The organism is Klebsiella sp. 10, assembly GCF_018223925.1.
Lineage (GTDB): Bacteria > Pseudomonadota > Gammaproteobacteria > Enterobacterales > Enterobacteriaceae > Klebsiella > Klebsiella pneumoniae.
Genome location: NZ_JAGRRB010000018.1, coordinates 141,144 through 161,274, shown reverse-complemented (window position 1 = coordinate 161,274; position 20,131 = coordinate 141,144). Strand labels below are relative to the sequence as shown.

Here is a 20,131-nt window from a genome sequence, read left to right as displayed (position 1 = left end):
TAGCGAATATCAGTAAGCTTGATCACTTATTACATTGCGGGTATGAGAAGATTTATTAATCTGTGAAATGGGTCACCGCTTTCTTATTCCTGAGAAAAATAAGCCTTTCCGCTGATTGAAAAGCCGCTCAGCATCCCCATGTTAGTGGGATGCGATCAGCAAATTGATGATTACGGGCGCTGAACGCAGCGCCCGTTGATGAAGGAGACGCCGGTGCGTTGGATTCCGTTTATTGCCTTTTTTCTTTACGTTTACATTGAGATATCGATCTTTATCCAGGTTGCGCACGTGCTGGGCGTCTTTATGACCCTGATCCTGGTGATCTTTAGCTCGGTGGTAGGGATGTCGCTGGTGCGTAACCAGGGCTTCAAAAACTTCCTGCTGATGCAGCAGAAGATGGCCGCAGGCGAGAGCCCGGCGGCGGAGATGATCAAGAGCGTATCGCTGATTATCGCTGGTTTGCTGCTGTTGCTCCCGGGGTTCTTTACCGACTTCCTCGGCCTGCTGCTATTGCTGCCGCCGGTGCAAAAGCATTTGACGATGAAGCTGATGCCGCACCTGCGCTTCAGCCGGATGCCGGGCGGCGGCTTTAGCGCCGGAACTGGCGGCGGAGAGACCTTCGAAGGGGAATTCCAGCGCAAAGATGAGCAGCGCGACCGTCTGGACCATAAGGACGATCGCCGCGATTAACATTCCCCCGGCCCGGTCAGCAGATGCGACCGGGCCGCTTTCTTTGCAGGCCTACACGCTTCCCGTCGCCAGCTTGCGCCTGGGTAAAAACAGCCACAGCCCCGCCAGCATCACCAGCGCGTACAGGCTTTTCCAGCCGACCATCGCCAGCAGCAGCAGACAGAGAATGCTGCCCACCACCGCCAATAGCCGATAGCGACCGCGAAGCAAACGACAACCCGCCAGCATGCACAGCAGATAGATCATGATGAAAATGCCATTGGCGTAAACGATCAGCGCGTCCAGATTGATATCGAGCAGATAGATGCCAAGGGTGCTAACTACGCAGGATCCCAGCACGGCGTTGAGGGCGTTGCGCGGGATCTGCCGTGGCGACAGCCTTGCGAGGTAGCTGTGTGGCTTATGCTGCGCTTGCGACCAGACCAGGCGGGCAAAGCTTTGAATATAGATGTTGAGGCTGGCGAAACAGGCGAGATAGCCGATGACGCAGGCTACCCACAGCGCTTCGACGCCGAACAGACGGACCACGATATTCGGTAATGACGCCGCCGCCGCCATCTCCTCGCCAAAGGCGTGGAAGTGCAGCACCAGTACGGTGCAGGCCCAGTAGACCGAGCCGGCAAGCAGCAGGCCTATCATCAGCGCCCTGGGGAAATCACGCTCGGGATGTTTAAACTCCGAGGCGAGATGCGCGAAGGCTTCCAGACCGACAAAGCACCAGAACATCACCGACAGCGCCGAAAAGAGCTGCCCGCGGTCAATCTCCGCCGGGGCCGGGAAGGGGATCTGCGCCGGGCTTATCCCGCCGCGCCACCAGACTACGACGATCAGCGCCACAATCAGTACGGCAACCAACGTCTGCAGGTTGGCGCTGGAGCTGGCGCCACGCGAACCGACCCACCAGACGATGGCCAGGGTGCCCAGCTCCGCCAGCAGCAGCTGCGCATCATGCCAGCCGAACAGCGCCTGGCCAAAACCGGTGGCGATGTGCAGGGCGGCGGGGAGTCCGACCGGGATAACCGATAAAAACAGCCAGCCGGTGACGCTGGCCAGACGTGGCCCAAAGGCCATATCGACAAAGTGGGCCACGCCGCCCGCGCTGGGAAAATGGCGGCCGAGCAGGGCGAAGACGATGGCAATCGGGAAAACAAGGAGAATGAGCAGCGGCCATGCCCACAGGCTGTTATCGCCAGCGACCAGCGCCGCCAGCGCCGGGACGGCGAAGACGCCGGTACCCAGCAATGAGGTGGAAAGCAACCCAACTCCCTGTCCCAGCCCTAACTCCTGTTTTAAACCACTCATGATTCAATCCTGCGCCAGTGAAAAAAAAGAGAGTATCACAATCGCTTTTCCTTATGACCGATTGCCTGACATGGCCGCTTTTTGTGCGCCAGCGCAAAGGTAAAAATTTTTTTTAATTTTGCCCTTGAAGCCGTAAATGGCCATCCCCATCTCTCTCTGCACTAGCCGGTAAACCGCGTTCGGCCCGGCGTCACCCATAACTGATAATGACTTTCTCGAAGGAGAGCTATCAATGAGTATTCGTCCGTTACATGATCGTGTGATCGTCAAACGTAAAGAAGTTGAAACCAAATCTGCGGGCGGCATCGTTCTGACCGGTTCTGCAGCAGCTAAGTCAACTCGTGGCGAAATCATCGCTGTCGGTAAAGGTCGCATCCTGGAAAACGGGACCGTGCAGCCGCTGGACGTTAAAGTTGGTGACATCGTGATTTTCAACGATGGCTACGGCGTGAAGACTGAAAAGATCGACAACGAAGAAGTACTGATCATGTCCGAAAGCGACATCCTGGCAATTGTTGAAGCTTAATTCGCACGACCCTGAACGAATTTGAGGAATAAAAGAAATGGCAGCAAAAGACGTAAAATTCGGTAACGACGCTCGTGTAAAAATGCTGCGCGGCGTAAACGTACTGGCAGATGCAGTTAAAGTGACCCTAGGCCCGAAAGGCCGTAACGTGGTTCTGGACAAATCCTTCGGCGCGCCGACCATCACCAAAGATGGTGTTTCCGTTGCACGTGAAATCGAACTGGAAGACAAGTTCGAAAACATGGGCGCGCAGATGGTGAAAGAAGTTGCCTCTAAAGCGAACGACGCGGCAGGCGACGGTACCACCACCGCAACCGTACTCGCTCAGGCTATCGTGAACGAAGGCCTGAAAGCTGTTGCAGCAGGCATGAACCCGATGGATCTGAAACGCGGTATCGACAAAGCGGTACTGGCTGCAGTAGAAGAGCTGAAAGCGCTGTCCGTTCCGTGCTCTGACTCCAAAGCTATCGCTCAGGTAGGTACCATCTCCGCTAACTCCGACGAAACCGTCGGTAAACTGATCGCGGAAGCGATGGATAAAGTTGGTAAAGAAGGCGTGATCACCGTTGAAGACGGTACCGGTCTGGAAGACGAACTGGACGTAGTTGAAGGTATGCAGTTCGACCGCGGCTACCTGTCTCCGTACTTCATCAACAAGCCGGACACCGGTGCCGTTGAGCTGGAAAGCCCGTTCATCCTGCTGGCTGACAAAAAAATCTCCAACATCCGCGAAATGCTGCCGGTTCTGGAAGCCGTAGCGAAAGCTGGCAAACCGCTGGTCATCATCGCTGAAGACGTTGAAGGCGAAGCGCTGGCGACCCTGGTGGTTAACACCATGCGCGGCATCGTTAAAGTGGCTGCGGTGAAAGCACCGGGCTTCGGCGACCGTCGTAAAGCTATGCTGCAGGACATCGCTACTCTGACTGGCGGTACCGTTATCTCTGAAGAGATCGGTATGGAGCTGGAAAAAGCGACTCTGGAAGACCTGGGCCAGGCGAAACGCGTGGTTATCAACAAAGACACCACCACCATCATCGATGGCGTTGGCGAAGAATCCGCAATCCAGGGCCGCGTAGCTCAGATCCGTAAGCAGATCGAAGAAGCGACCTCCGACTACGATCGTGAAAAACTGCAGGAACGTGTCGCTAAACTGGCTGGCGGCGTGGCAGTAATCAAAGTCGGTGCGGCTACCGAAGTTGAAATGAAAGAGAAAAAAGCACGCGTCGACGACGCCCTGCACGCAACCCGTGCTGCGGTTGAAGAAGGCGTGGTGGCTGGCGGCGGCGTAGCGCTGGTTCGCGTTGCGGCGAAACTCGCTGGCCTGACCGGTCAGAACGAAGATCAGAACGTCGGTATCAAAGTTGCGCTGCGCGCAATGGAAGCGCCGCTGCGTCAGATCGTTTCCAACGCCGGTGAAGAGCCGTCTGTTGTGGCAAACAACGTGAAAGCAGGCGACGGTAACTACGGTTACAACGCAGCAACTGAAGAATACGGCAACATGATCGACTTCGGTATCCTGGACCCAACCAAAGTCACCCGTTCTGCACTGCAGTACGCGGCTTCCGTGGCTGGCCTGATGATTACCACCGAGTGCATGGTGACCGACCTGCCGAAAGGCGACGCGCCTGACTTAGGTGCTGCTGGCGGCATGGGCGGCATGGGCGGTATGGGCGGCATGATGTAATCGTGCGCTCTACGGCATAAAAAAGCAGAAACCCCTGGCCAGCAATGGCTGGGGGTTTTTCTTTTGGCGCGCTTTTTAGTATAAGGCTTATACATAAAAATCATTTAAGCTGCATCAGAGCGGCAAGCACCTCCGTTTCGGTAGCGACCTGGTAAGCGCAGCCGGGGAGGGAATGAACGCGGCTCATGCCGACGCAGTTTGAAGGATGACAGATTTACATCCGGGCCAGTGCGTCCAGCTCATCGATCATGGGGAATAACATGCAGGTAAAATATTTAGCAGGGATTGTCGGCGCAGCCTTACTGTTGGCAGGTTGCAGTTCCAGCAATGAATTAACCTCTGCCGGCCAGAATGTGCGTTTCGTGCAGGAGAAGCCGGGCGCAGAATGTCAGCTGTTAGGGACCGCGACGGGTAAACAGAGCAACTGGCTCTCCGGCCAGAATGGCGATGAGGGCGGTTCCATGCGCGGTGCGGCGAACGCCTTGCGTAACCAGGCAGCAGCAATGGGTGGCAACGTGATTTACGGCGTCAGCAGCCCGACACAAAACCTGTTGTCGAGCTTTGTACCTACCGACAGCGAAATGAACGGCCAGGTTTATAAGTGCCCGAACTGATGCGTGACGCCTCTCTCTGCGAGCGCAGAGAGAGGCGTGGTCGTTAGATGAGGATCAGGCGTTAAGCTCCGCTTTCTTCTCCAGATAGAAGGCGTGCAGAGGACGCAGGCACTCTTCCAGACTGAGCATTCTTCCCGGCTGGGAAGGGATGACAGTACTGAAGATCTGGCATGGCGCCAGCTCCGCGTGCATCGCCTTGAGCTTGGGGCTTTTCTCGATAATCCGCGTCACAACGTTATTTTCCAGTTCTGATAAATGCGGCGCGCTGGTTTTGACCACCGCTCCGGAGACAATTTTCTTGCCTTCGTCTGTCTCGCAGCAGTACAGCACGCCCAGATAATGGGAAAACAGGTTTAGCTTCCAGTCTTCGTGTGAGTATTGCTGGTAATCGATATTGGGCTGAGTGGTTAAGTCGACGGTATAGCACATTAAAAAATCCATATTTGAACTTAAATACTGAACCAGTTCCTGGTCGCCGACTGTTTTTAATGCTTGTTGAATACCGATAATTAATGCTTCGATTTGCAGATCGTCAATACATAAAGTACTAATTTGTTCATCCTGAAATACAAGAATTAACGTTGACTGTGTTTCGCCAGGTTTGAGCGTAATGGACATGATTCGCCGCTCAGGGGATGGTTGCTGTATTTCAGCCGTCTCAACCTGAGGAATATTGGCAACAAGTGCCTCATTATACGTGATAAGCTCATCTTTATAGGCCTCTCCCTGGTTTTCAAGCCGCTGGAAAATCACAGCCATTCTGCTCTGCAGTATCAGGAGCAGATCAGCTAGCACCGGTGCCTGAAGATAGTAAATCTCGCAAAAGCCATTTTCCTTCTTAACTTTCAGCAGCAACGCTAAAAATCGCTCTTCAAAGGTAATTCCTGCGGTATTAAAACCTATAAACGTTCCTTGCATATTCTTCTCCTTTATTAAGCAGTAGTCACCGACTTCGATTGTGAGAGATCGATAACACGATCGGCGGATGCAATGGTCGATGGTCGATGCGCGACGATAATGCGGGTGATACTTAGCGCTGAAATAGACTGATTGATAACCGACTCATTTCTGAGGTCAAGATGGCTGGTAGCCTCATCCATGAATAAAATACTCGGTTTGCGATACAGTGCGCGGGCGATCAGGATACGCTGCTTTTGCCCACCTGAAATACCCAGCCCAAGTTCGCCGACAATGGTTTCGTATCCCATAGCCATCTTCATAATTTCATCATGAATGTTGCACCGTCTGGCACACTCCATCACAAAATCAAGATCGGCGCTATCATCGAAGCCACTTATATTATCAATAAGGGAGCCGGAAAAGAGACGGTCTTCCTGGAGTACGCAGGCGATACCAAGACGATAGTTATTCAAACCAATCTTTTTAATCTCCAGATTATCCGCCAGTATTTCGCCGGAATCCGGCGAGAGCAGTCCGCACATAACTTTTAATAGTGTGGTTTTCCCTACGCCAGATGGGCCAATTAACGCAACTGATTCTCCAGGAGCAACGGTTATGTTCAAATTTGTAAAGATGGGTTGTGAAAAAGGATCGTATTGATAACTAAGATTTCTCACTTCAAGTTTTACGCCAGTGTTTTCCGTAAAAACACGCCGCGATGGAAGTTCTTTTTCTGGTTCACTAAATGCTATTTCTGATAGACGTTCGTTGTGCAGTGAGAGCATACGAAGTTGCATCACCAAATCAATGAGATTCGATGCACGTTGAGAAAACTGACCCCGATAGGCGTTAAATGCCATAAACATACCGAGCGTCATCTCATTATCAATTACCATAATGGCACCCAACCACAGTACCACTACCTGATCGATTGAGGTGATAAAGGTATTAATGCCACCAAACATCATATCGAATCGAGTTTGCTTTATACCTGCATTGCTGGCGTCAACGTTAAGATTCAGCCAATGCTGTGAGCGACGTTCTTTTAAATTCAGTGCTTTGATCGTAGAAATGCCATAAAGTGACTCCATAAAGTGGGAGTTAGCACGTGCGCCTTTGACGACCTGTTCTTCCGTTACGCGACGATAAAAGCTATAGGTAGCAAAGCGCATAATCGCATAGCAAATGGTAAAGCCGATGACGACCCAGACTAACCAACCACCATATAAGGTCAGCATCACCAATAAACCGATTGTCATTATCGAGTCGATGATGCCGGTAACGATACTATTGGTAAATATTGAGCGAATCGTATCCAAAGACGAGAAGCGAGACTGAATATCACCTAAATGCCTTTTCTCAAAAAAGGATAATGGCAAACTTGTCAGATGATCGAATAACGTCGTTTTCCACTGAATATTTGTCAGGGTATTTAACGTTAACGACGTCCATGCACGTAGCATGCTAATAAACGTGCGGAATAGGGTAAAAAATATCAACCCGATACAGATAACAGACAGTAAGCTTTGGTCGTGAGCCATAATCACATGGTCAGTGACTAGCTGTGTACCAATCGGTAACAGGAGTCCGATAGCTTCTACCACTACAGAGTAAGCAAAGATCTTAATCAGTGCTGATTTTAAACCAACAATTTTATGCATTAAATCCAGCAATCGTAATCGGGATTTTGCTTCTTCTTGCTGGAAGTTATGATCGGGCCAAAGTTCAAGCGCTACACCGGTAAAATTGTTTGACATCTCATTGATGCCAATGATTCTTTTACCCAACGCCGGATCGTGAATAACAAATCCGTTTTTCCTTACCTTTGTAAGAACAACGTAGTGGTTCATCCCCCAGTGGATGATGCAGGGGAGTTTAAGCTGCTTTATTTCATCAAGGTCAAGAGCTAACGCCCGGCTTTTTAAGCCGGCATGCTTTGCAGTTTTGCTTAGAGACATTAGTGAGGAGCCCTGGGAGGGGCTACCAAACCGCTGACGGAAATTAAACAGATCGATATTCAACCCATAAAAACCACAGACCATTGCCAGACAGGCAATTCCACATTCTGATGATTCTGACTGAAGAATAACGGGCGTTTTGTTAACAAGAGAAAAATTTAACTTTGCAACAACAGTTTTGAAAAGTTCGTTAGTCATGGATCGGCCCAGTAATGCTTTGAGTTATCTTATACACAGGGGTAAACATCCACATATAGAGCGGACGCTCTTCCAGGAATACAACAGCTTGAGCCTTGAGGCCATTTGAAAGCGAAAGCGTTTTACCATTATATTCAAAGGTTTTGTTTTCAATTTTCACAATGGTCTTATAGAGCGCCAGTTCCTGCTGGTTTGTGCCGTTCGTAACATTGGTATACTCAGACATTTCTTGTCGAGATGTGGGAACAGAAGATATTGAAAGTATTTTTCCCGGGAATTGACCAAATTTATCTGATGGGAATGCAGCATAACGAATGTTAATTTCATCCCCAGGTTTTACATAAGGTATACTATTGTTAGGTAACCATAAAATAAGATAATACTCTATATCACCGGTAGGTTTTATCTGTGCTAGACTGCTGCCTTTATCAACCATTTGGCCTTTAGTGACGGTCAATGATTCAATACGGCCTTCAGTCGTTGCTTTAATAATAATGTTACCGTTTGCGTTTGATTCAACCAGTTGATTTTTATAATCATTAATCTGGTTTTCTTGTGACGAGATTTGATTGTCAAAATCAGCTATTTTTGTAATTTTATCACTATTGAGCTGAGTGACCTGCGATTCCAGTTGCATTTTCTGACTCACCAGAGACTGGTAAGTGCTTTGTTGTTGAAAATACAAAGAGTGTTGATAGTTATATTGGTCTTTGGTAATCAGTCCGTCACTTAAATACTTATCATAGCTGGATAGATTTTCATGCATTTTCTTTAATCCAGCCTGGGCGTTAGCCAACATGCGATTAGTTTCTTTTAACGAATCATTGATTGTTTTTAACTGCTTCTCTAAAGAAATGGTTGTTTCTTCTTTATTATGATTCAGTTTTGAAATGATATCTTCAGCATTTGCGATCTTTTCATTAATGACCTCTATTTGTACCGCACTAACATTACCCGTTGTGGTGTTCCGGGAAATGTCGATCTCATATAACGGCTGGCCTTTGGTCACAATATCGCCGACTTTTACATATTGGGAGATAACAAAGCCTTGCTGCGGGGCATAAACGTTGACAGAGTGAGGTAGAGTAATGACCTCTCCCTGAACGTCGATTCTCTGGGTAAAGGAGCAAAATACTGTGGTGGCTATCAGGATCGCAAGAAAAGCAAAAGAGAGTAATGCAACAAGCCATGCTGGAAGCCCTGCGAGCAGCAGTGCCTTTCCTTTCCAGTGATGCTTTTTATACTCAATCGCTTCCTTGCGATAGATTTTTTTTAACATAGTTATCGCTTAAATTATAAAATGAAAAGGCCCGATACGTCAGGCCTTAATTACTAATGAATGCTTGTCAACAAACTGTTGAGCTAATCATTGGCGCGTAAACTTAGTTGCTCCAGAAGTTCAGGGTGCCGTCATAAATAGCATCCATTACGCCCTGAGCATAATCCAGAGTCATATCCCAGCCAACGATACCCGCTGCAATACCAAAGCAAACGCCACCGAGAATAACCCCGGCGATCATCCCTACACCCTGGCCGATTGAGCCGATACCGAAGATACCGCCACTTACGCCACCCCAACGTCCGGCGTACGCTGTACCAAAAATAGCGCCCAGAGAGGCGCCCAGTGCGATAGCGCCAACTTCTTTTGCGGCCCAGGTGACGATATCGGTAAGAGTATCGGTCAGCGCACCGCCAGAAATTTCTTCCATTTCAAATACAGTTAATTGGTGCATGATTAGTCCTTTAACTAAAATTAAAATTATATATTCATTCCAGACCAGAATTTGGTCCGCAGAAAAGATAGTCGTTGCTGTAGTATGAATCAACTCAACTAAATATGAATTGTTGATGAAATTAGAGGTTAATAGTGAATCAAATCTAAACTATTTATAGGTTCATAAAACAGTAACTAATTCAGCAGGTGGTGGCACGCAGCTATTATCGATGTGCTGCAGATATATTGATTTATTCTTGCATTCATATATGACATTTTTTTGGTTGTTGACATAAAAATAAAAAAGGTGGATGTCATTATCCACCTTTTGTAGGGGTATGGAGGTTATACTTTTACTCTTCCTGTATGACAACTTCAAGCATAGCTTTTACATGACCGGAAGAGACTTCAGCGCTATTGTCACTCATGCGATAATAGTCGGCGGTGAAGGTAAAGTTTTGTGATGCCTGTGCCTTGGCGAAGCTATAACTTTCGGCGTCGTAAAATATTATAGGCTTGTTGTCAATTTTGAAGATAACGCCAACGTTATTTGCGGCTTCGGTTCCAGTTATCATGTTATCGATGATCCCATCCCCGGCAGAACTGGTGCCATTAACAGGGTTAAACCAGTAGTAAAGCTTGTTGCCAACTGAACCTTGTGGGCAAGTCACATCCATTTTGATAGTTTTTTGTGATGGAGTTGTACCTCCTCGAGAAATGGACATTAATGTGTTTTTTTCAATTTTATTCAGGGTGATTTGGCTAGGCCCTGATACTGAAATATCGCAAGAGGTATCTTTATATGAAATAGTCTTGAACTTCAGGGTTGCTGTTAACAAAAGGCGGTCAGCTGCCCTTGGGTTGGTGCTTAAGTTACCTGCTGAGAATTTAAATACCGGGTTTGTACTGGTGCCGGATGTATCGATGACCTGCTTTGTTTTAATTAACCATACCGTCATAAATTTATAATCTTCATTCGATTCTAAAATAGGTACGATTGTAGATTGAGCAACAGCAGGATTAATAGAACCATTTTTGCTGCTCAGAAGATCTGAAAACTGAAAGCCAATTCCATCTATGCCGGTTTCATAGACTGGTTTGCCCCTTATACCCGTGACGCCGGTAACTTCCGGTGCTGTTGATTCAACAATATACTGGTCTCCCATTATTTTGCTGCACTCAAATGTTTTATAATGTCCGGTACCGACTTTTTTAGTATAGAGGACTGTACCCACCGGAATTGTTGGGTCTGTTGCGATTTTAGGACTTATGTTAAACATTGCTTGTCCAGCGGAACCAGAATAATCGCATTTGGCAATTACCTCGCTACAACAGCATAGTAGGGATAAAAAAAGAAGTATTTTTCTCATTCTTTATTGTTCCTTGGTCAATATTAGCGACAAACCGTTTCGATTTGACTGATGCCAGACGCTTTGCCTTCCCTGGCTGGTAAAGTAAATGAAGCGTTACATTGCTGCGCTGCGCTTTTGCCCCACTGGACGTTAAGGATCCCGGTCTCTTGCAGGCCGGACATATAGACCATCCCGGCGTCGCTGACGATACTTGGCTGCGATTTGCTGTCGCCGGCGAGCAGAACCATTGCGCCATAAGGCACGTCCTGGCCGCTGGCGGTTTTCAGATGCACAAAGGCCCGCTGGCCGATATTGCCGTCATAATTAGCACGCACGATGGCACCACGGGTCGGCACGACGCTTTGCGTAGTTTCTGGAAGCTCCATATCTTCACCCAGTGAAGTGCTGTCAAGGGTGATGTCGGTACGACGGTAAGGTGTAACGTACGGGACGATAGCGTAACCGCGATAGTCGGTGGAGATGGTGTTATCGTTGGTCAACTTGACGTTATCCAGGCCCGGCGCTTTAACCAGCACGGCGGCGTCAGTGATGTCCTGGCCAAGTGTAATGCCATCGGCATGAGCGACGATGCTGCCGTTGGCGCCGTAGTCAATACGTTGGCTGTTATTGTCATAGCTATAGCCGGCATTAAGGCTGCCGCGGGCACCGTTATAGGTCCCACGCATATCGCCGCTGTAATATTCCCGGTTGCTGTACCCTTGCTGCAGGCTCCATTCCAGGCTGTCGTTATCTAGCCCGACGCCACCAATGGAGACCGACTGATCGGTAGATCCCGGATTGCTGTTGGTTAATTGATAGCTGGTATAGGTACCCGGCAGCCAGTTGCTCAGCGGTAGCGTCACCGTCAGGGTGATGCGCTGATCGTCCTGGGCATCCTTACCTGAGTTATTTCCGCTCCAGGTGTAGCGGTTATAGCTGTAGCCCAGATAGTAGTTCACATTACGGAAACCGCCGTTGTAACCTACGCTAATTGACTTGTTGGTTCGCTTATCGTCCCAGTAATCTTCAATCAACCCGCTTATCGACAGGCTACCGAGGCCTTTACCCAGGCTTTGGTTAACCGTCAGGTTGGTGCGATTGCGCAGTGAGCGAGAGGTATAATTACCGTCATTAGAGTAGCTATCCAGCACCTCCGAGAGGGTATTAAAGCCGCGGGTGGAATAGCGGTAGCCCGCGATGGTGACATTGGTGCCAGTTTCGACAATGTTTTTACCATAACGGACCCGCCAGGACTGTCCTGAGGTCTTTTCATCGTCTTTCTTTTTCGACCATGCCTGGGTGACGTCTGCCGAGGCGGCGCCAAGCTCGCCCAGGTTATAGCCGAGGCCCGTCGACAGCGCCTGGTAGCGCGAGGCCGCCTGCATACCGCCATAAAGCGTCAGGCTGCTGGAGACGCCATAGGTCGCGGTGGCCTGAGTAAATGGCGTTTCATCGACTCCACCATCGTAAGGACGATATTTACCGGAAGTAATCTCATACTCCAGTTGATTTTCACGCACCATGACCGGTAGGGTGGCGAACGGCACAACAAATTCTTGCTTGGATCCGTCGGACTCTTCCACGCTGACGTAAAGGTCGCCGCTACCGCCGCTCGGGTACATATCGGTGATTTCAAATGCCCCGGGTGCCACGTAGGTCTGGTAAACCTGGTAGCCGTTCTGTTTAATGACGACGCGGGCGTTGGTTTTGGCGATACCGCGAATAATCGGCGCATAGCCGCGCATACTTTCCGGCAACATCGTGGTATCGGTGGCCAGCTGAATACCGGTAAACGGCACGCTGTCGAAGATGGTTGAGAGCGATGAACTTTCGCCCATCACCAGGTTACTGTTGATCGAGCGAATACTTCGCTGCATATAGAGATAGGCGGAGTCCCAGTCCCCGGCATCGCTATTGTTTTTATTCCATGTGCTGAGGTTGCGGATACGCCATGGGCCAACGTTGAGGCCAGACTGCAGGTTCAAGCTGTAGTATTCATCATTGGCCTGCATGTCGTTCGAGCCGCTGAACTGGTAGTTCACCAGCAGGGCGTTGATGCCATCATCAAACTGATCCGGTGGGATATATCCCTGCGCGGTGGTGGATAAGGCCGCCTGCGGAATAGAAATATTTAAGCGCTGGGCGGTAAAGTCAAAATCCGCTTTGGTGTCCGGAATGACAGAAAAGTTTGCACAGCCGTTTTGATCCTCGGCTAACTCTGGAAAGGATTTTATCCTTACGCCATATTCCGCGAGAGCTTTTAGACTCAGGCAGGGAACCAGAGCGGGTTCGCGGTTATCGCTGCTGGCGCGATTGTTGGCGACAAACTTTATCGTCCTGGTATCCAGGTAGCGGCCATTAAACATGATATCGACCCGATAATCCCCCGGCGCCTGCGCGTTCTGGGTCTGAAATACGGATAAGTCAGGAGTGGTTGATGGATCGCTACCATTCAATGAGCTAATGAATGAGGGATCGAAAAAGTCACGTGCTTGCGCTTTATTATTCAAACCAGAAAGCAATGCCGGAAGCATTGCAAAGAAGATGGTGGATGGTTTGAATAATCCATTATTCTTATTTGGCATAGACACATCCCTATAATGATAAAATAAATTTCTTATTACAGCGATGAGGAGTAGAGCGACCCAGCTCCGCCATAATCATTGACAACTTTCCAGGTAATGCTGGAGGCATTAATATTTTCTTTTAACGTCACTTCTTTAGTCGTCATCGGGGCGACCGAGTTGACTTCCGGCTTCACTTCTTTGCTGCCAATCTGGATGCTATGGAAATAGAAGAAAAAGGGCGTTGGATTTTTGATCGTCAGCTTAGTGCCAGACTTTCGCCATTCGAGCTTTTTCGCTTCCGTATTAGGGGAGAGGTCGAAAAGTGCTTTAGGACGATAGACCAGACGCATACGGTGACGGACTGCTAGTTGAATGGTGTTGTTATTCGCTTTGGCATCATCTGCCGGAGGAATCGCCATCACGTTAAAATAGTACATGGATTCCCGGTCGGTCGGCGCATTAACGTTTCCGTTAGAAAACAGACGAACCGTATTCTGTTGTTTCCCTTCAAGGCGGAACAGCGGCGGCGTGGCCATAAAAGAGGGCGCTTTTCCTGCCGGCGCTTCAACCCAGGATTTAATCAGATAGGGAATATCATCTTTATTTTCTATTTGCGCGGTGATTTCACGTGCGCCTTCTTTATACAGATAGCGGGTGGATCCCACTACAATACCGGCATGGGCAATACTGCTGAGGAGTAATGCACAGGAAGCGGTGAAAGTTAATAAAGTCCTGAACATGTTTTTTCTCTGAATGCAAAAAAGGGCCCGCCGTGAAGCGGGGCCCTTTGGGGAAAAATTAGATGGTGTAATCGATAGTAAAGGTCGCAACACCTTTAACCGGGCCTTCGGTGACCGGAGTAGCAGAGTTCACTTTTACATAACCAGTGGTGTACTTCAGCTGAGTACCGGTAGTAGCAGAGTAGCTTTCGGTCATGGTGTCAGAACCGTCGAAGGCTACGCGATGTGAATCGCTGAGACGCTGGATACCGATACCGATACCGGTAGCGCCGCCAGCTGCGGTGTTGTCCAGGATGGTTTTATCGCTGGAGGTGACACCGGCAACGTTTACAGTCAGGCCGGTAACCGGGTTAGCGCTGCCCTGTGCGCAGTCAGTAACTTTAAAACCGAAGTCCTGAGTTTTGAACAGAGTACCTGCAGCTTCAGCATTTGCTTCCGCAGTGGTCACAGTGATCAGCTGAACGATACCGTTGTTCAGGGTACCAGTCGGAGTCACGACGCAAGAGTTAGCTGCATCAGAGACTTCACCCAGTACAGTTACCTGAGCGGTGTTGGTTGCCATTGCCTGAGCACTCAGCACTGCAGATGCAGCGACCATTACAGCTACGATTGTCTTTTTCATTTAATTAATCCATATATAGATACTTAGTCCTGTGTAGAGTTGATAACAGTTATCAAGGGAATGGAGTATGCATTCGCATTGATATTGAAAATAAGCGCCAGCATTCCTTTATATAGTGCTGAGACAAATCATCCTGTTGAACAACGCTACCATATCGCTTGCCATAGCGAACCATGGAGAAGCGGGAGTAATTTAAAAGTCTGGTGCAAAAAATGCTTGTGAATTGTTGATGAAGCACCTGTGAATTTAATGCTGCCCCCCTCTCTGATGAGATGTGGATTCCAGTTGAGATTAATTTAATCTGAAAATCTGACCATTAAGCAAGTTAGCTATCGCTTGTTTTTTTATCTGCGGTATCCTGTGGGCTGAACTTCAATGTGAAATGTACCTGTTTTCATCTGAAACAAGAATGTTCACATAATCGTTTGGTTGAAATCATTTGATTTTATTATGGATAATAGGGTTACGTGGGGCAAGGATATGGATGACGCAGTATTATTTAATGGGTGTATAATTAATCAGGAGATTATATTTAATGCCAATATGAATGAGCTGCGGCCGCTTGCCGGGGACGGGGAGTGCATCAGCCTCAATGCGCCAACCGCCAGATGCTTGCTGCTGCTTTTGCAGAATTGCGGCAAAGTCATTTCACGGGATGAGTTCCTGGCGGCTGTATGGGAAACACGGGGGGTGGTCGTTTCGCAAAATACGTTCTATCAAAATATCTCTTTGCTGCGAAAATCGCTGGTAAAAGCTGGGCTATCTGAGGATATCATTATCACCGTCCGGCAAAAAGGCTTTAGCGTCGCTCCGAATACATTGGTCATTCCTCTCTCTGATGAAGAGTGCAAGAATATGAATCGGGTGACATTAACGCATTATCAGAATAATAAAGTTGTCGACTTTATTTCTGAAGAAAAGGAAAAGCCTGACACTCATTTAAATCTTCCACTAATAGAAAACTCATCAAAGCATGGCAGTGATTTGATGGCAAATAAACCGGAAGAAGGTGAAAAAGCATCTGAGCGGTTGCATGTTACTTTTAAAATACCCGTATGGTTAATCGCGCTAATTGTCGTGATGATTGTAATTAATATTATTGTGTTGGTCGTGCTAAACCGGTAGCTCGTCACAGCCAGGGGTTATAGCGCGGTGCGATAGTCATTTGCTGGTCACCTTAACACCCGTCTGTCGAAATCTTCCTATCCGAAGGTCTGCCAGAACGTCCTGGCAGACCTTCAGTTTATTAACGCTGCTTCAGCCCTAAATCCAGCGGCGTCTTGCTGGGTTCCCCGCCAATCTCGCGCGCCAGCTTCGGCACCATATAGCCGGAGATGAGGGTCAATAGTTCGCGCATGATTTCACGGGCTTCATCATCGCTGACCATGAAGTGCGCCGCTCCCTGCACCCGATCCAGCACGTGCAGGTAGTAGGGCATTACCCCGGCGTCGAACAGCGCATTACTGAGGTCGGCCAGGGTTTGCGCGTTGTCGTTCACCCCGCGCAGCAGCACGCTCTGGTTGAGCAACGTGACGCCCGCCTGACGCAGCATGGCCATCGCCGCGCGAAACTCACCGTCAATTTCATTCGCGTGATTGACGTGGTTAACCAGGATTACCTGCAGCGACGAACGCTGGAAGCGACTGGCCAGCGTCTCGGTGATGCGCGCCGGGATCACAATCGGCAGGCGGCTGTGAATACGCAGGCGCTTAACGTGCGGAATAGCTTCCAGCTGGGTCATTAGCCAGTCAAGCTCATGATCCTTCGCCATCAGGGGGTCGCCGCCGGAGAAGATGATTTCATCAAGCTGCGGATGCGCCGCGATGTAGTCCATCGCCGTCTGCCAGTTGCGCCTGGTGCCCTGATTTTCGGCGTATGGGAAGTGGCGGCGGAAGCAGTAACGACAATTTACCGCACAACCGCCTTTCACCAGCAGCAGGGCCCGGTTGCGATACTTGTGCAACAGACCGGGCACCACGCTGTGCTGTTCTTCCAGCGGATCGGTGGAGTAGCCGGGGGCGACGATAAACTCTTCCTCGGCGGTAAGTACCTGACGAAGCAGCGGATCGTTAGGGTTGCCTTTCTCCATGCGGGCGATAAACGCGCGCGGGACGCGCAGCGGGAACAGGCGTCTGGCCTCGCGTCCGGCCAGCAGTTTTTCATCAGCGTCTACATTTAAAAGACGCAGCAGTTCATCAGGACTGGTCACAACATTGGCAAGTTGCGTTATCCAATCTTCTCTGGATGGGGTATTTAGGGTTACAATATGCGCCATTTTGTGGCTTAGCTACCAGTTAAACAATTTCAGAGGGCCTTATGGCGACTTACTATAGCAACGATTTTCGTGCTGGTCTTAAAATCATGTTAGATGGCGAACCTTATGCGGTAGAAGCCAGCGAATTCGTTAAACCAGGTAAAGGCCAGGCGTTTGCGCGCGTTAAGCTGCGCCGTCTGCTGACCGGTACCCGCGTTGAGAAAACCTTCAAATCTACCGATTCCGCAGAAGGCGCGGACGTTGTCGATATGAACCTGACTTACCTGTACAACGACGGTGAGTTCTGGCACTTCATGAACAACGAAACCTTCGAGCAGCTGTCTGCTGACGCGAAAGCGATCGGTGACAACGCTAAATGGCTGCTGGATCAGGCTGAGTGCATCGTGACCCTGTGGAACGGCCAGCCGATCGCGGTCACCCCGCCGAACTTCGTTGAGCTGGAAATCATTGAAACCGATCCAGGCCTGAAAGGCGACACCGCGGGTACCGGCGGTAAACCGGCGACCCTGTCTACTGGCGCGGTGGTTAAAGTTCCGCTGTTCGTTCAGATTGGCGAAGTGATCAAAGTGGATACTCGCTCTGGCGAATATGTATCCCGCGTGAAGTAATTTCGCGTCATGATGACCGGCGTAGCCTCCGTGCTGCGCCGCTCTTTTCGTACAGTCACAACGAGCACGATACATGAAGCGCAGCGTTAAACTCCTGGTGTTACTCTTTCTGAGCAGCGCGCTGTTGGCTGGCTGCAATACCGCCCGCGGTGTGGGTGAAGATATTCAGGGCCTGGGCCACGCTATCTCTCACGCTGTGAGCTGAATTTCCCTGCCGTTTCGTTGATGGCGCTTGCCTCCCGGTATGTCAGCCTCCTCCACGCATACTCCTTTTCTCTTAAAAATCGCAAAGATCCCTTCATCTTTGGACGGTTTGTCTATGCTTATAGGGCATGAAAACAAAACTGACACTAAGGATGACATTATGGTGAAAAAAACGATTGCAGCGTTCTTTACGGTTTTGGTCCTCTCTTCAGCACTGACCGCTTGTAACACCACGCGCGGTGTCGGTGAGGATATTTCAGACGGCGGTAACGCAATCTCTGGCGCGGCAACCAAAGCTCAGCAATAAACGCCGTCAACGGTACGGTTTAGCGCCGTACCGTTCTTCACTTCTCTCATTCCGTTGGATATACTCACCACGACTTTTCATCCACCTTACGGGACGACCCGTAAGCGTTTCTCATCCGGGGACGGCCCCAGCAAAGGAGCCTTATGTCCTGGATAGTATTGTTTATCGCTGGCCTGCTGGAAGTGGTGTGGGCCGTCGGCCTGAAATATACCCATGGCTTTAGCCGCCTGGTTCCCAGCGTTATCACCATCGTGGCGATGGTGGCCAGCATGGCGCTGCTCTCATGGGCGATGAAAACCCTACCGGTAGGTACCGCCTACGCCGTCTGGACCGGGATCGGCGCCGTGGGCGCCGCCGTGACCGGTATTGTGCTGTTAGGGGAATCCGCCAGCGCCATGCGTATCGCCAGCCTTGTTTGTATCGTGATCGGCATCATTGGCCTGAAGATCAGCGCGCACTAATCATAGCGCTGATTGACCCAGACCAGTTTGCCGACATCAAAGCCCTGTCGGGTGGCAATGTCCAGCATCTGCTGCCTGACCTCCGGGGCGATGGTCGGCGCCCGGGCCAGCAGCCAGAGATAGTCGCGATCGGGGCCGCAGACCAGCGCGTAACGATACTCCTTATCCAGAGCAATGACGTTATAGCTGCCGTAGAAAGGGCCGAAGAAGGAAATCTTCAGCGCGGCGCGGCTGGGCTCCCCGGTAAAGTACGCTACCCCGTCCGTTTTCTGCCACATGCCGCGGTCGGGGTTATAACCTTTATTCACCACATCCAGACCGCCGTCATCACGTGGGTGCCAGGCGATCGTGACCTTTTCCAGACCGCTTTCAAAAGGGTGGTCAAAGCGGGCGATTTCATACCAGGTACCCAGATAGCGCTGAACGTCGAAGGGACTGACCACGGTGACGCCCGGCGGCGGGGCGGGCGTGCTGCAGGCGACAGACAGGAACGAGACGGCAATCGCGGTGATTATCGGCAGGATACGCATGGCATGCTCCTTGCTGGCTTTTAAGCTAAGTGTAGAGTCCAGCAGGGAAAAGGCGGCAAGATTTTTCTATGAAGCGAGCCCGGTAGCAGAAATGCGACCGGGCTCTTGCAGGATCAGATAAACAGTACGCCAACGAGGGTGATGACGCTGAGGATTGCCGCCAGGCCGTAGAAGACCCATTTACCGTTTGGCACATGGATTTTCAGATCGTGCATGGCGTGGTGAATACGATGCAACCCACACCACAGCGGCAGGACAATCATCAGAAAGATGAACGCGCGGCCGATAAAGCTTTGGGCAAAGGCCAGCACACGCTCATAGTTGAAGGCGTCGGCCGGGGCGAGCCCAAGCGGCAGCAGGATGCCGACCAGCAGCACCATCACCGGCGCGACGATCGCGCCCCACATGCCGCCTGCGCCAAACAGCCCCCAAAATACGGGTTCATCGGAACGTTTCGGATTGGGATTAATCATCTCAGCCTCCTTACAAGAACAGGGCGACAAACAGGATCACCACGGTGACCACTGCCGTCACCACCCAGAGCCCTTTAATGACCGGCTCTGGCCCCATTTTTTCGCCTTTGATGATGACGTTGGCTGCTTTCGGCGCCAGCTCAAACCAGGTTTTGGTGTGCAGCAGCGCCGCCGCCAGGGTAATCAGGTTGAGGATCACCACCACCGGGTTTTGCAGGAATCCGATATATCCCGCCCAGCTCTCGGCGCCGTGCTTGAGGGCAAATAGCCCATAAATCAGCACAATGCTAAACCATACCGTCGGTACCGCCGTGCCTTCCCGTACCATGTAGAAGCGATAAAACGGCAGCTTTTTCCACCAGGTGGAGGTCATTGGCCGCACGTAGGGTTTGCGTTTCGTCGTCAT

22 protein-coding genes are annotated in these 20,131 nt (G+C 50.2%); 9 read left to right on the top strand and 13 right to left on the bottom strand.

Annotation, left to right across the window (positions count from 1 at the left end; all coding sequences use genetic code 11):
* The first annotated feature begins 213 nt into the window (after positions 1-213).
* Positions 214-690 (top strand): FxsA family protein, encoded by a 477-nt coding sequence (locus tag KHQ26_RS20790; RefSeq protein WP_002885425.1) that lies wholly within the window; start codon positions 214-216, stop codon positions 688-690.
* 51 nt (positions 691-741) lie between these two features.
* Here the strand turns inward: KHQ26_RS20790 and yjeH are convergent, their stop codons facing one another.
* Complete coding sequence (gene yjeH / locus KHQ26_RS20785) at positions 742-1,992, bottom strand: L-methionine/branched-chain amino acid transporter (RefSeq protein WP_009485424.1); 1,251 nt, start codon at positions 1,990-1,992, stop codon at positions 742-744.
* Between the two features lie 232 nt (positions 1,993-2,224).
* Between yjeH and KHQ26_RS20780 the strand changes: the two genes are divergently transcribed.
* The 3 genes from KHQ26_RS20780 to KHQ26_RS20770 all read left to right on the top strand — a co-directional run bounded on the left by KHQ26_RS20780 (position 2,225) and on the right by KHQ26_RS20770 (position 4,816).
* A complete protein-coding gene (locus KHQ26_RS20780; protein WP_004152420.1) occupies positions 2,225-2,518 on the top strand; it encodes a co-chaperone GroES in 294 nt (97 codons plus the stop codon).
* A gap of 37 nt (positions 2,519-2,555) precedes the next feature.
* Entirely contained in the window at positions 2,556-4,202 is a 1,647-nt protein-coding gene (gene groL, locus KHQ26_RS20775) for a chaperonin GroEL (RefSeq protein WP_002885441.1), read from the top strand.
* A 260-nt stretch (positions 4,203-4,462) separates the two neighbouring features.
* Positions 4,463-4,816: a DUF4156 domain-containing protein gene (locus KHQ26_RS20770; RefSeq protein ID WP_004152419.1), complete on the top strand. Its 354-nt coding sequence runs from the start codon at positions 4,463-4,465 to the stop codon at positions 4,814-4,816.
* 54 nt (positions 4,817-4,870) lie between these two features.
* On the opposite strand, the gene yjeJ is transcribed toward KHQ26_RS20770, so the two are convergent.
* The 8 genes from yjeJ to KHQ26_RS20730 all read right to left on the bottom strand — a co-directional run bounded on the left by yjeJ (position 4,871) and on the right by KHQ26_RS20730 (position 14,867).
* Complete coding sequence (yjeJ, locus tag KHQ26_RS20765) at positions 4,871-5,734, bottom strand: YjeJ family protein (RefSeq protein ID WP_020804230.1); 864 nt, start codon at positions 5,732-5,734, stop codon at positions 4,871-4,873.
* A gap of 14 nt (positions 5,735-5,748) precedes the next feature.
* Positions 5,749-7,872: a peptidase domain-containing ABC transporter gene (locus tag KHQ26_RS20760; protein WP_016831378.1), complete on the bottom strand. Its 2,124-nt coding sequence runs from the start codon at positions 7,870-7,872 to the stop codon at positions 5,749-5,751.
* On the bottom strand, positions 7,865-9,151 hold the full coding sequence (locus tag KHQ26_RS20755) for an HlyD family secretion protein (RefSeq protein WP_020804223.1): 1,287 nt from the start codon (positions 9,149-9,151) through the stop codon (positions 7,865-7,867). The genes KHQ26_RS20760 and KHQ26_RS20755 overlap by 8 nt, the downstream gene beginning before the upstream one ends.
* A gap of 103 nt (positions 9,152-9,254) precedes the next feature.
* Positions 9,255-9,605 carry a hypothetical protein gene (locus KHQ26_RS20750; protein WP_004177746.1) on the bottom strand — a complete coding sequence of 117 codons (351 nt, stop codon included), beginning with the start codon at positions 9,603-9,605 and terminating at the stop codon, positions 9,255-9,257.
* Between the two features lie 334 nt (positions 9,606-9,939).
* Positions 9,940-10,956 (bottom strand): fimbrial protein, encoded by a 1,017-nt coding sequence (locus KHQ26_RS20745; RefSeq protein ID WP_032410687.1) that lies wholly within the window; start codon positions 10,954-10,956, stop codon positions 9,940-9,942.
* Positions 10,957-10,979: 23 nt separating this feature from the next.
* A complete protein-coding gene (locus tag KHQ26_RS20740; protein ID WP_211777938.1) occupies positions 10,980-13,523 on the bottom strand; it encodes a fimbria/pilus outer membrane usher protein in 2,544 nt (847 codons plus the stop codon).
* A gap of 35 nt (positions 13,524-13,558) precedes the next feature.
* Complete coding sequence (locus tag KHQ26_RS20735; protein ID WP_004177740.1) at positions 13,559-14,245, bottom strand: molecular chaperone; 687 nt, start codon at positions 14,243-14,245, stop codon at positions 13,559-13,561.
* 58 nt (positions 14,246-14,303) lie between these two features.
* Positions 14,304-14,867, bottom strand: coding sequence for a fimbrial protein (locus KHQ26_RS20730; protein WP_004177738.1), 564 nt, complete (start codon positions 14,865-14,867; stop codon positions 14,304-14,306).
* Positions 14,868-15,347: 480 nt separating this feature from the next.
* Between KHQ26_RS20730 and KHQ26_RS20725 the strand changes: the two genes are divergently transcribed.
* Positions 15,348-15,992 (top strand): winged helix-turn-helix domain-containing protein, encoded by a 645-nt coding sequence (locus KHQ26_RS20725; RefSeq protein ID WP_016831379.1) that lies wholly within the window; start codon positions 15,348-15,350, stop codon positions 15,990-15,992.
* Positions 15,993-16,113: 121 nt separating this feature from the next.
* Here the strand turns inward: KHQ26_RS20725 and epmB are convergent, their stop codons facing one another.
* Entirely contained in the window at positions 16,114-17,142 is a 1,029-nt protein-coding gene (gene epmB, locus KHQ26_RS20720; protein WP_002885500.1) for an EF-P beta-lysylation protein EpmB, read from the bottom strand.
* A 41-nt stretch (positions 17,143-17,183) separates the two neighbouring features.
* Between epmB and efp the strand changes: the two genes are divergently transcribed.
* The 4 genes from efp to sugE all read left to right on the top strand — a co-directional run bounded on the left by efp (position 17,184) and on the right by sugE (position 18,722).
* The gene (gene efp, locus KHQ26_RS20715) at positions 17,184-17,750 is read left to right on the top strand and encodes an elongation factor P (RefSeq protein ID WP_002885506.1); all 567 of its coding nucleotides are present in this window, start codon (positions 17,184-17,186) and stop codon (positions 17,748-17,750) included.
* 73 nt (positions 17,751-17,823) lie between these two features.
* Positions 17,824-17,955 (top strand): entericidin A/B family lipoprotein, encoded by a 132-nt coding sequence (locus KHQ26_RS20710; protein ID WP_002885511.1) that lies wholly within the window; start codon positions 17,824-17,826, stop codon positions 17,953-17,955.
* A gap of 159 nt (positions 17,956-18,114) precedes the next feature.
* Entirely contained in the window at positions 18,115-18,261 is a 147-nt protein-coding gene (gene ecnB, locus KHQ26_RS20705) for a lipoprotein toxin entericidin B (protein ID WP_002885518.1), read from the top strand.
* A gap of 143 nt (positions 18,262-18,404) precedes the next feature.
* Entirely contained in the window at positions 18,405-18,722 is a 318-nt protein-coding gene (gene sugE, locus KHQ26_RS20700; protein ID WP_002885521.1) for a quaternary ammonium compound efflux SMR transporter SugE, read from the top strand.
* On the opposite strand, the gene KHQ26_RS20695 is transcribed toward sugE, so the two are convergent.
* The 3 genes from KHQ26_RS20695 to frdC form a co-directional block, all read right to left on the bottom strand.
* Entirely contained in the window at positions 18,719-19,252 is a 534-nt protein-coding gene (locus KHQ26_RS20695; RefSeq protein WP_002885523.1) for a lipocalin family protein, read from the bottom strand. The genes sugE and KHQ26_RS20695 overlap by 4 nt on opposite strands.
* 113 nt (positions 19,253-19,365) lie before the next feature.
* Positions 19,366-19,725 carry a fumarate reductase subunit FrdD gene (gene frdD / locus KHQ26_RS20690; protein WP_020804231.1) on the bottom strand — a complete coding sequence of 120 codons (360 nt, stop codon included), beginning with the start codon at positions 19,723-19,725 and terminating at the stop codon, positions 19,366-19,368.
* A 10-nt stretch (positions 19,726-19,735) separates the two neighbouring features.
* The gene (frdC, locus tag KHQ26_RS20685) at positions 19,736-20,131 is read right to left on the bottom strand and encodes a fumarate reductase subunit FrdC (RefSeq protein WP_020804225.1); all 396 of its coding nucleotides are present in this window, start codon (positions 20,129-20,131) and stop codon (positions 19,736-19,738) included.

Bases quoted from the DNA above. Each gene is read 5' to 3' on its own strand.
- yjeH (WP_009485424.1), bottom strand. From the start codon at position 1,992: ATGAGTGGTTTAAAACAGGAGTTAGGGCTGGGACAGGGAGTTGGGTTG.
- KHQ26_RS20780 (WP_004152420.1), top strand. From the start codon at position 2,225: ATGAGTATTCGTCCGTTACATGATCGTGTGATCGTCAAACGTAAAGAA.
- groL (WP_002885441.1), top strand. From the start codon at position 2,556: ATGGCAGCAAAAGACGTAAAATTCGGTAACGACGCTCGTGTAAAAATG.
- KHQ26_RS20770 (WP_004152419.1), top strand. From the start codon at position 4,463: ATGCAGGTAAAATATTTAGCAGGGATTGTCGGCGCAGCCTTACTGTTG.
- yjeJ (WP_020804230.1), bottom strand. From the start codon at position 5,734: ATGCAAGGAACGTTTATAGGTTTTAATACCGCAGGAATTACCTTTGAA.
- KHQ26_RS20760 (WP_016831378.1), bottom strand. From the start codon at position 7,872: ATGACTAACGAACTTTTCAAAACTGTTGTTGCAAAGTTAAATTTTTCT.
- KHQ26_RS20755 (WP_020804223.1), bottom strand. From the start codon at position 9,151: ATGTTAAAAAAAATCTATCGCAAGGAAGCGATTGAGTATAAAAAGCAT.
- KHQ26_RS20750 (WP_004177746.1), bottom strand. From the start codon at position 9,605: ATGCACCAATTAACTGTATTTGAAATGGAAGAAATTTCTGGCGGTGCG.
- KHQ26_RS20745 (WP_032410687.1), bottom strand. From the start codon at position 10,956: ATGAGAAAAATACTTCTTTTTTTATCCCTACTATGCTGTTGTAGCGAG.
- KHQ26_RS20740 (WP_211777938.1), bottom strand. From the start codon at position 13,523: ATGCCAAATAAGAATAATGGATTATTCAAACCATCCACCATCTTCTTT.
- KHQ26_RS20735 (WP_004177740.1), bottom strand. From the start codon at position 14,245: ATGTTCAGGACTTTATTAACTTTCACCGCTTCCTGTGCATTACTCCTC.
- KHQ26_RS20730 (WP_004177738.1), bottom strand. From the start codon at position 14,867: ATGAAAAAGACAATCGTAGCTGTAATGGTCGCTGCATCTGCAGTGCTG.
- KHQ26_RS20725 (WP_016831379.1), top strand. From the start codon at position 15,348: ATGGATGACGCAGTATTATTTAATGGGTGTATAATTAATCAGGAGATT.
- epmB (WP_002885500.1), bottom strand. From the start codon at position 17,142: ATGGCGCATATTGTAACCCTAAATACCCCATCCAGAGAAGATTGGATA.
- efp (WP_002885506.1), top strand. From the start codon at position 17,184: ATGGCGACTTACTATAGCAACGATTTTCGTGCTGGTCTTAAAATCATG.
- KHQ26_RS20710 (WP_002885511.1), top strand. From the start codon at position 17,824: ATGAAGCGCAGCGTTAAACTCCTGGTGTTACTCTTTCTGAGCAGCGCG.
- ecnB (WP_002885518.1), top strand. From the start codon at position 18,115: ATGGTGAAAAAAACGATTGCAGCGTTCTTTACGGTTTTGGTCCTCTCT.
- sugE (WP_002885521.1), top strand. From the start codon at position 18,405: ATGTCCTGGATAGTATTGTTTATCGCTGGCCTGCTGGAAGTGGTGTGG.
- KHQ26_RS20695 (WP_002885523.1), bottom strand. From the start codon at position 19,252: ATGCGTATCCTGCCGATAATCACCGCGATTGCCGTCTCGTTCCTGTCT.
- frdD (WP_020804231.1), bottom strand. From the start codon at position 19,725: ATGATTAATCCCAATCCGAAACGTTCCGATGAACCCGTATTTTGGGGG.
- frdC (WP_020804225.1), bottom strand. From the start codon at position 20,131: ATGACGACGAAACGCAAACCCTACGTGCGGCCAATGACCTCCACCTGG.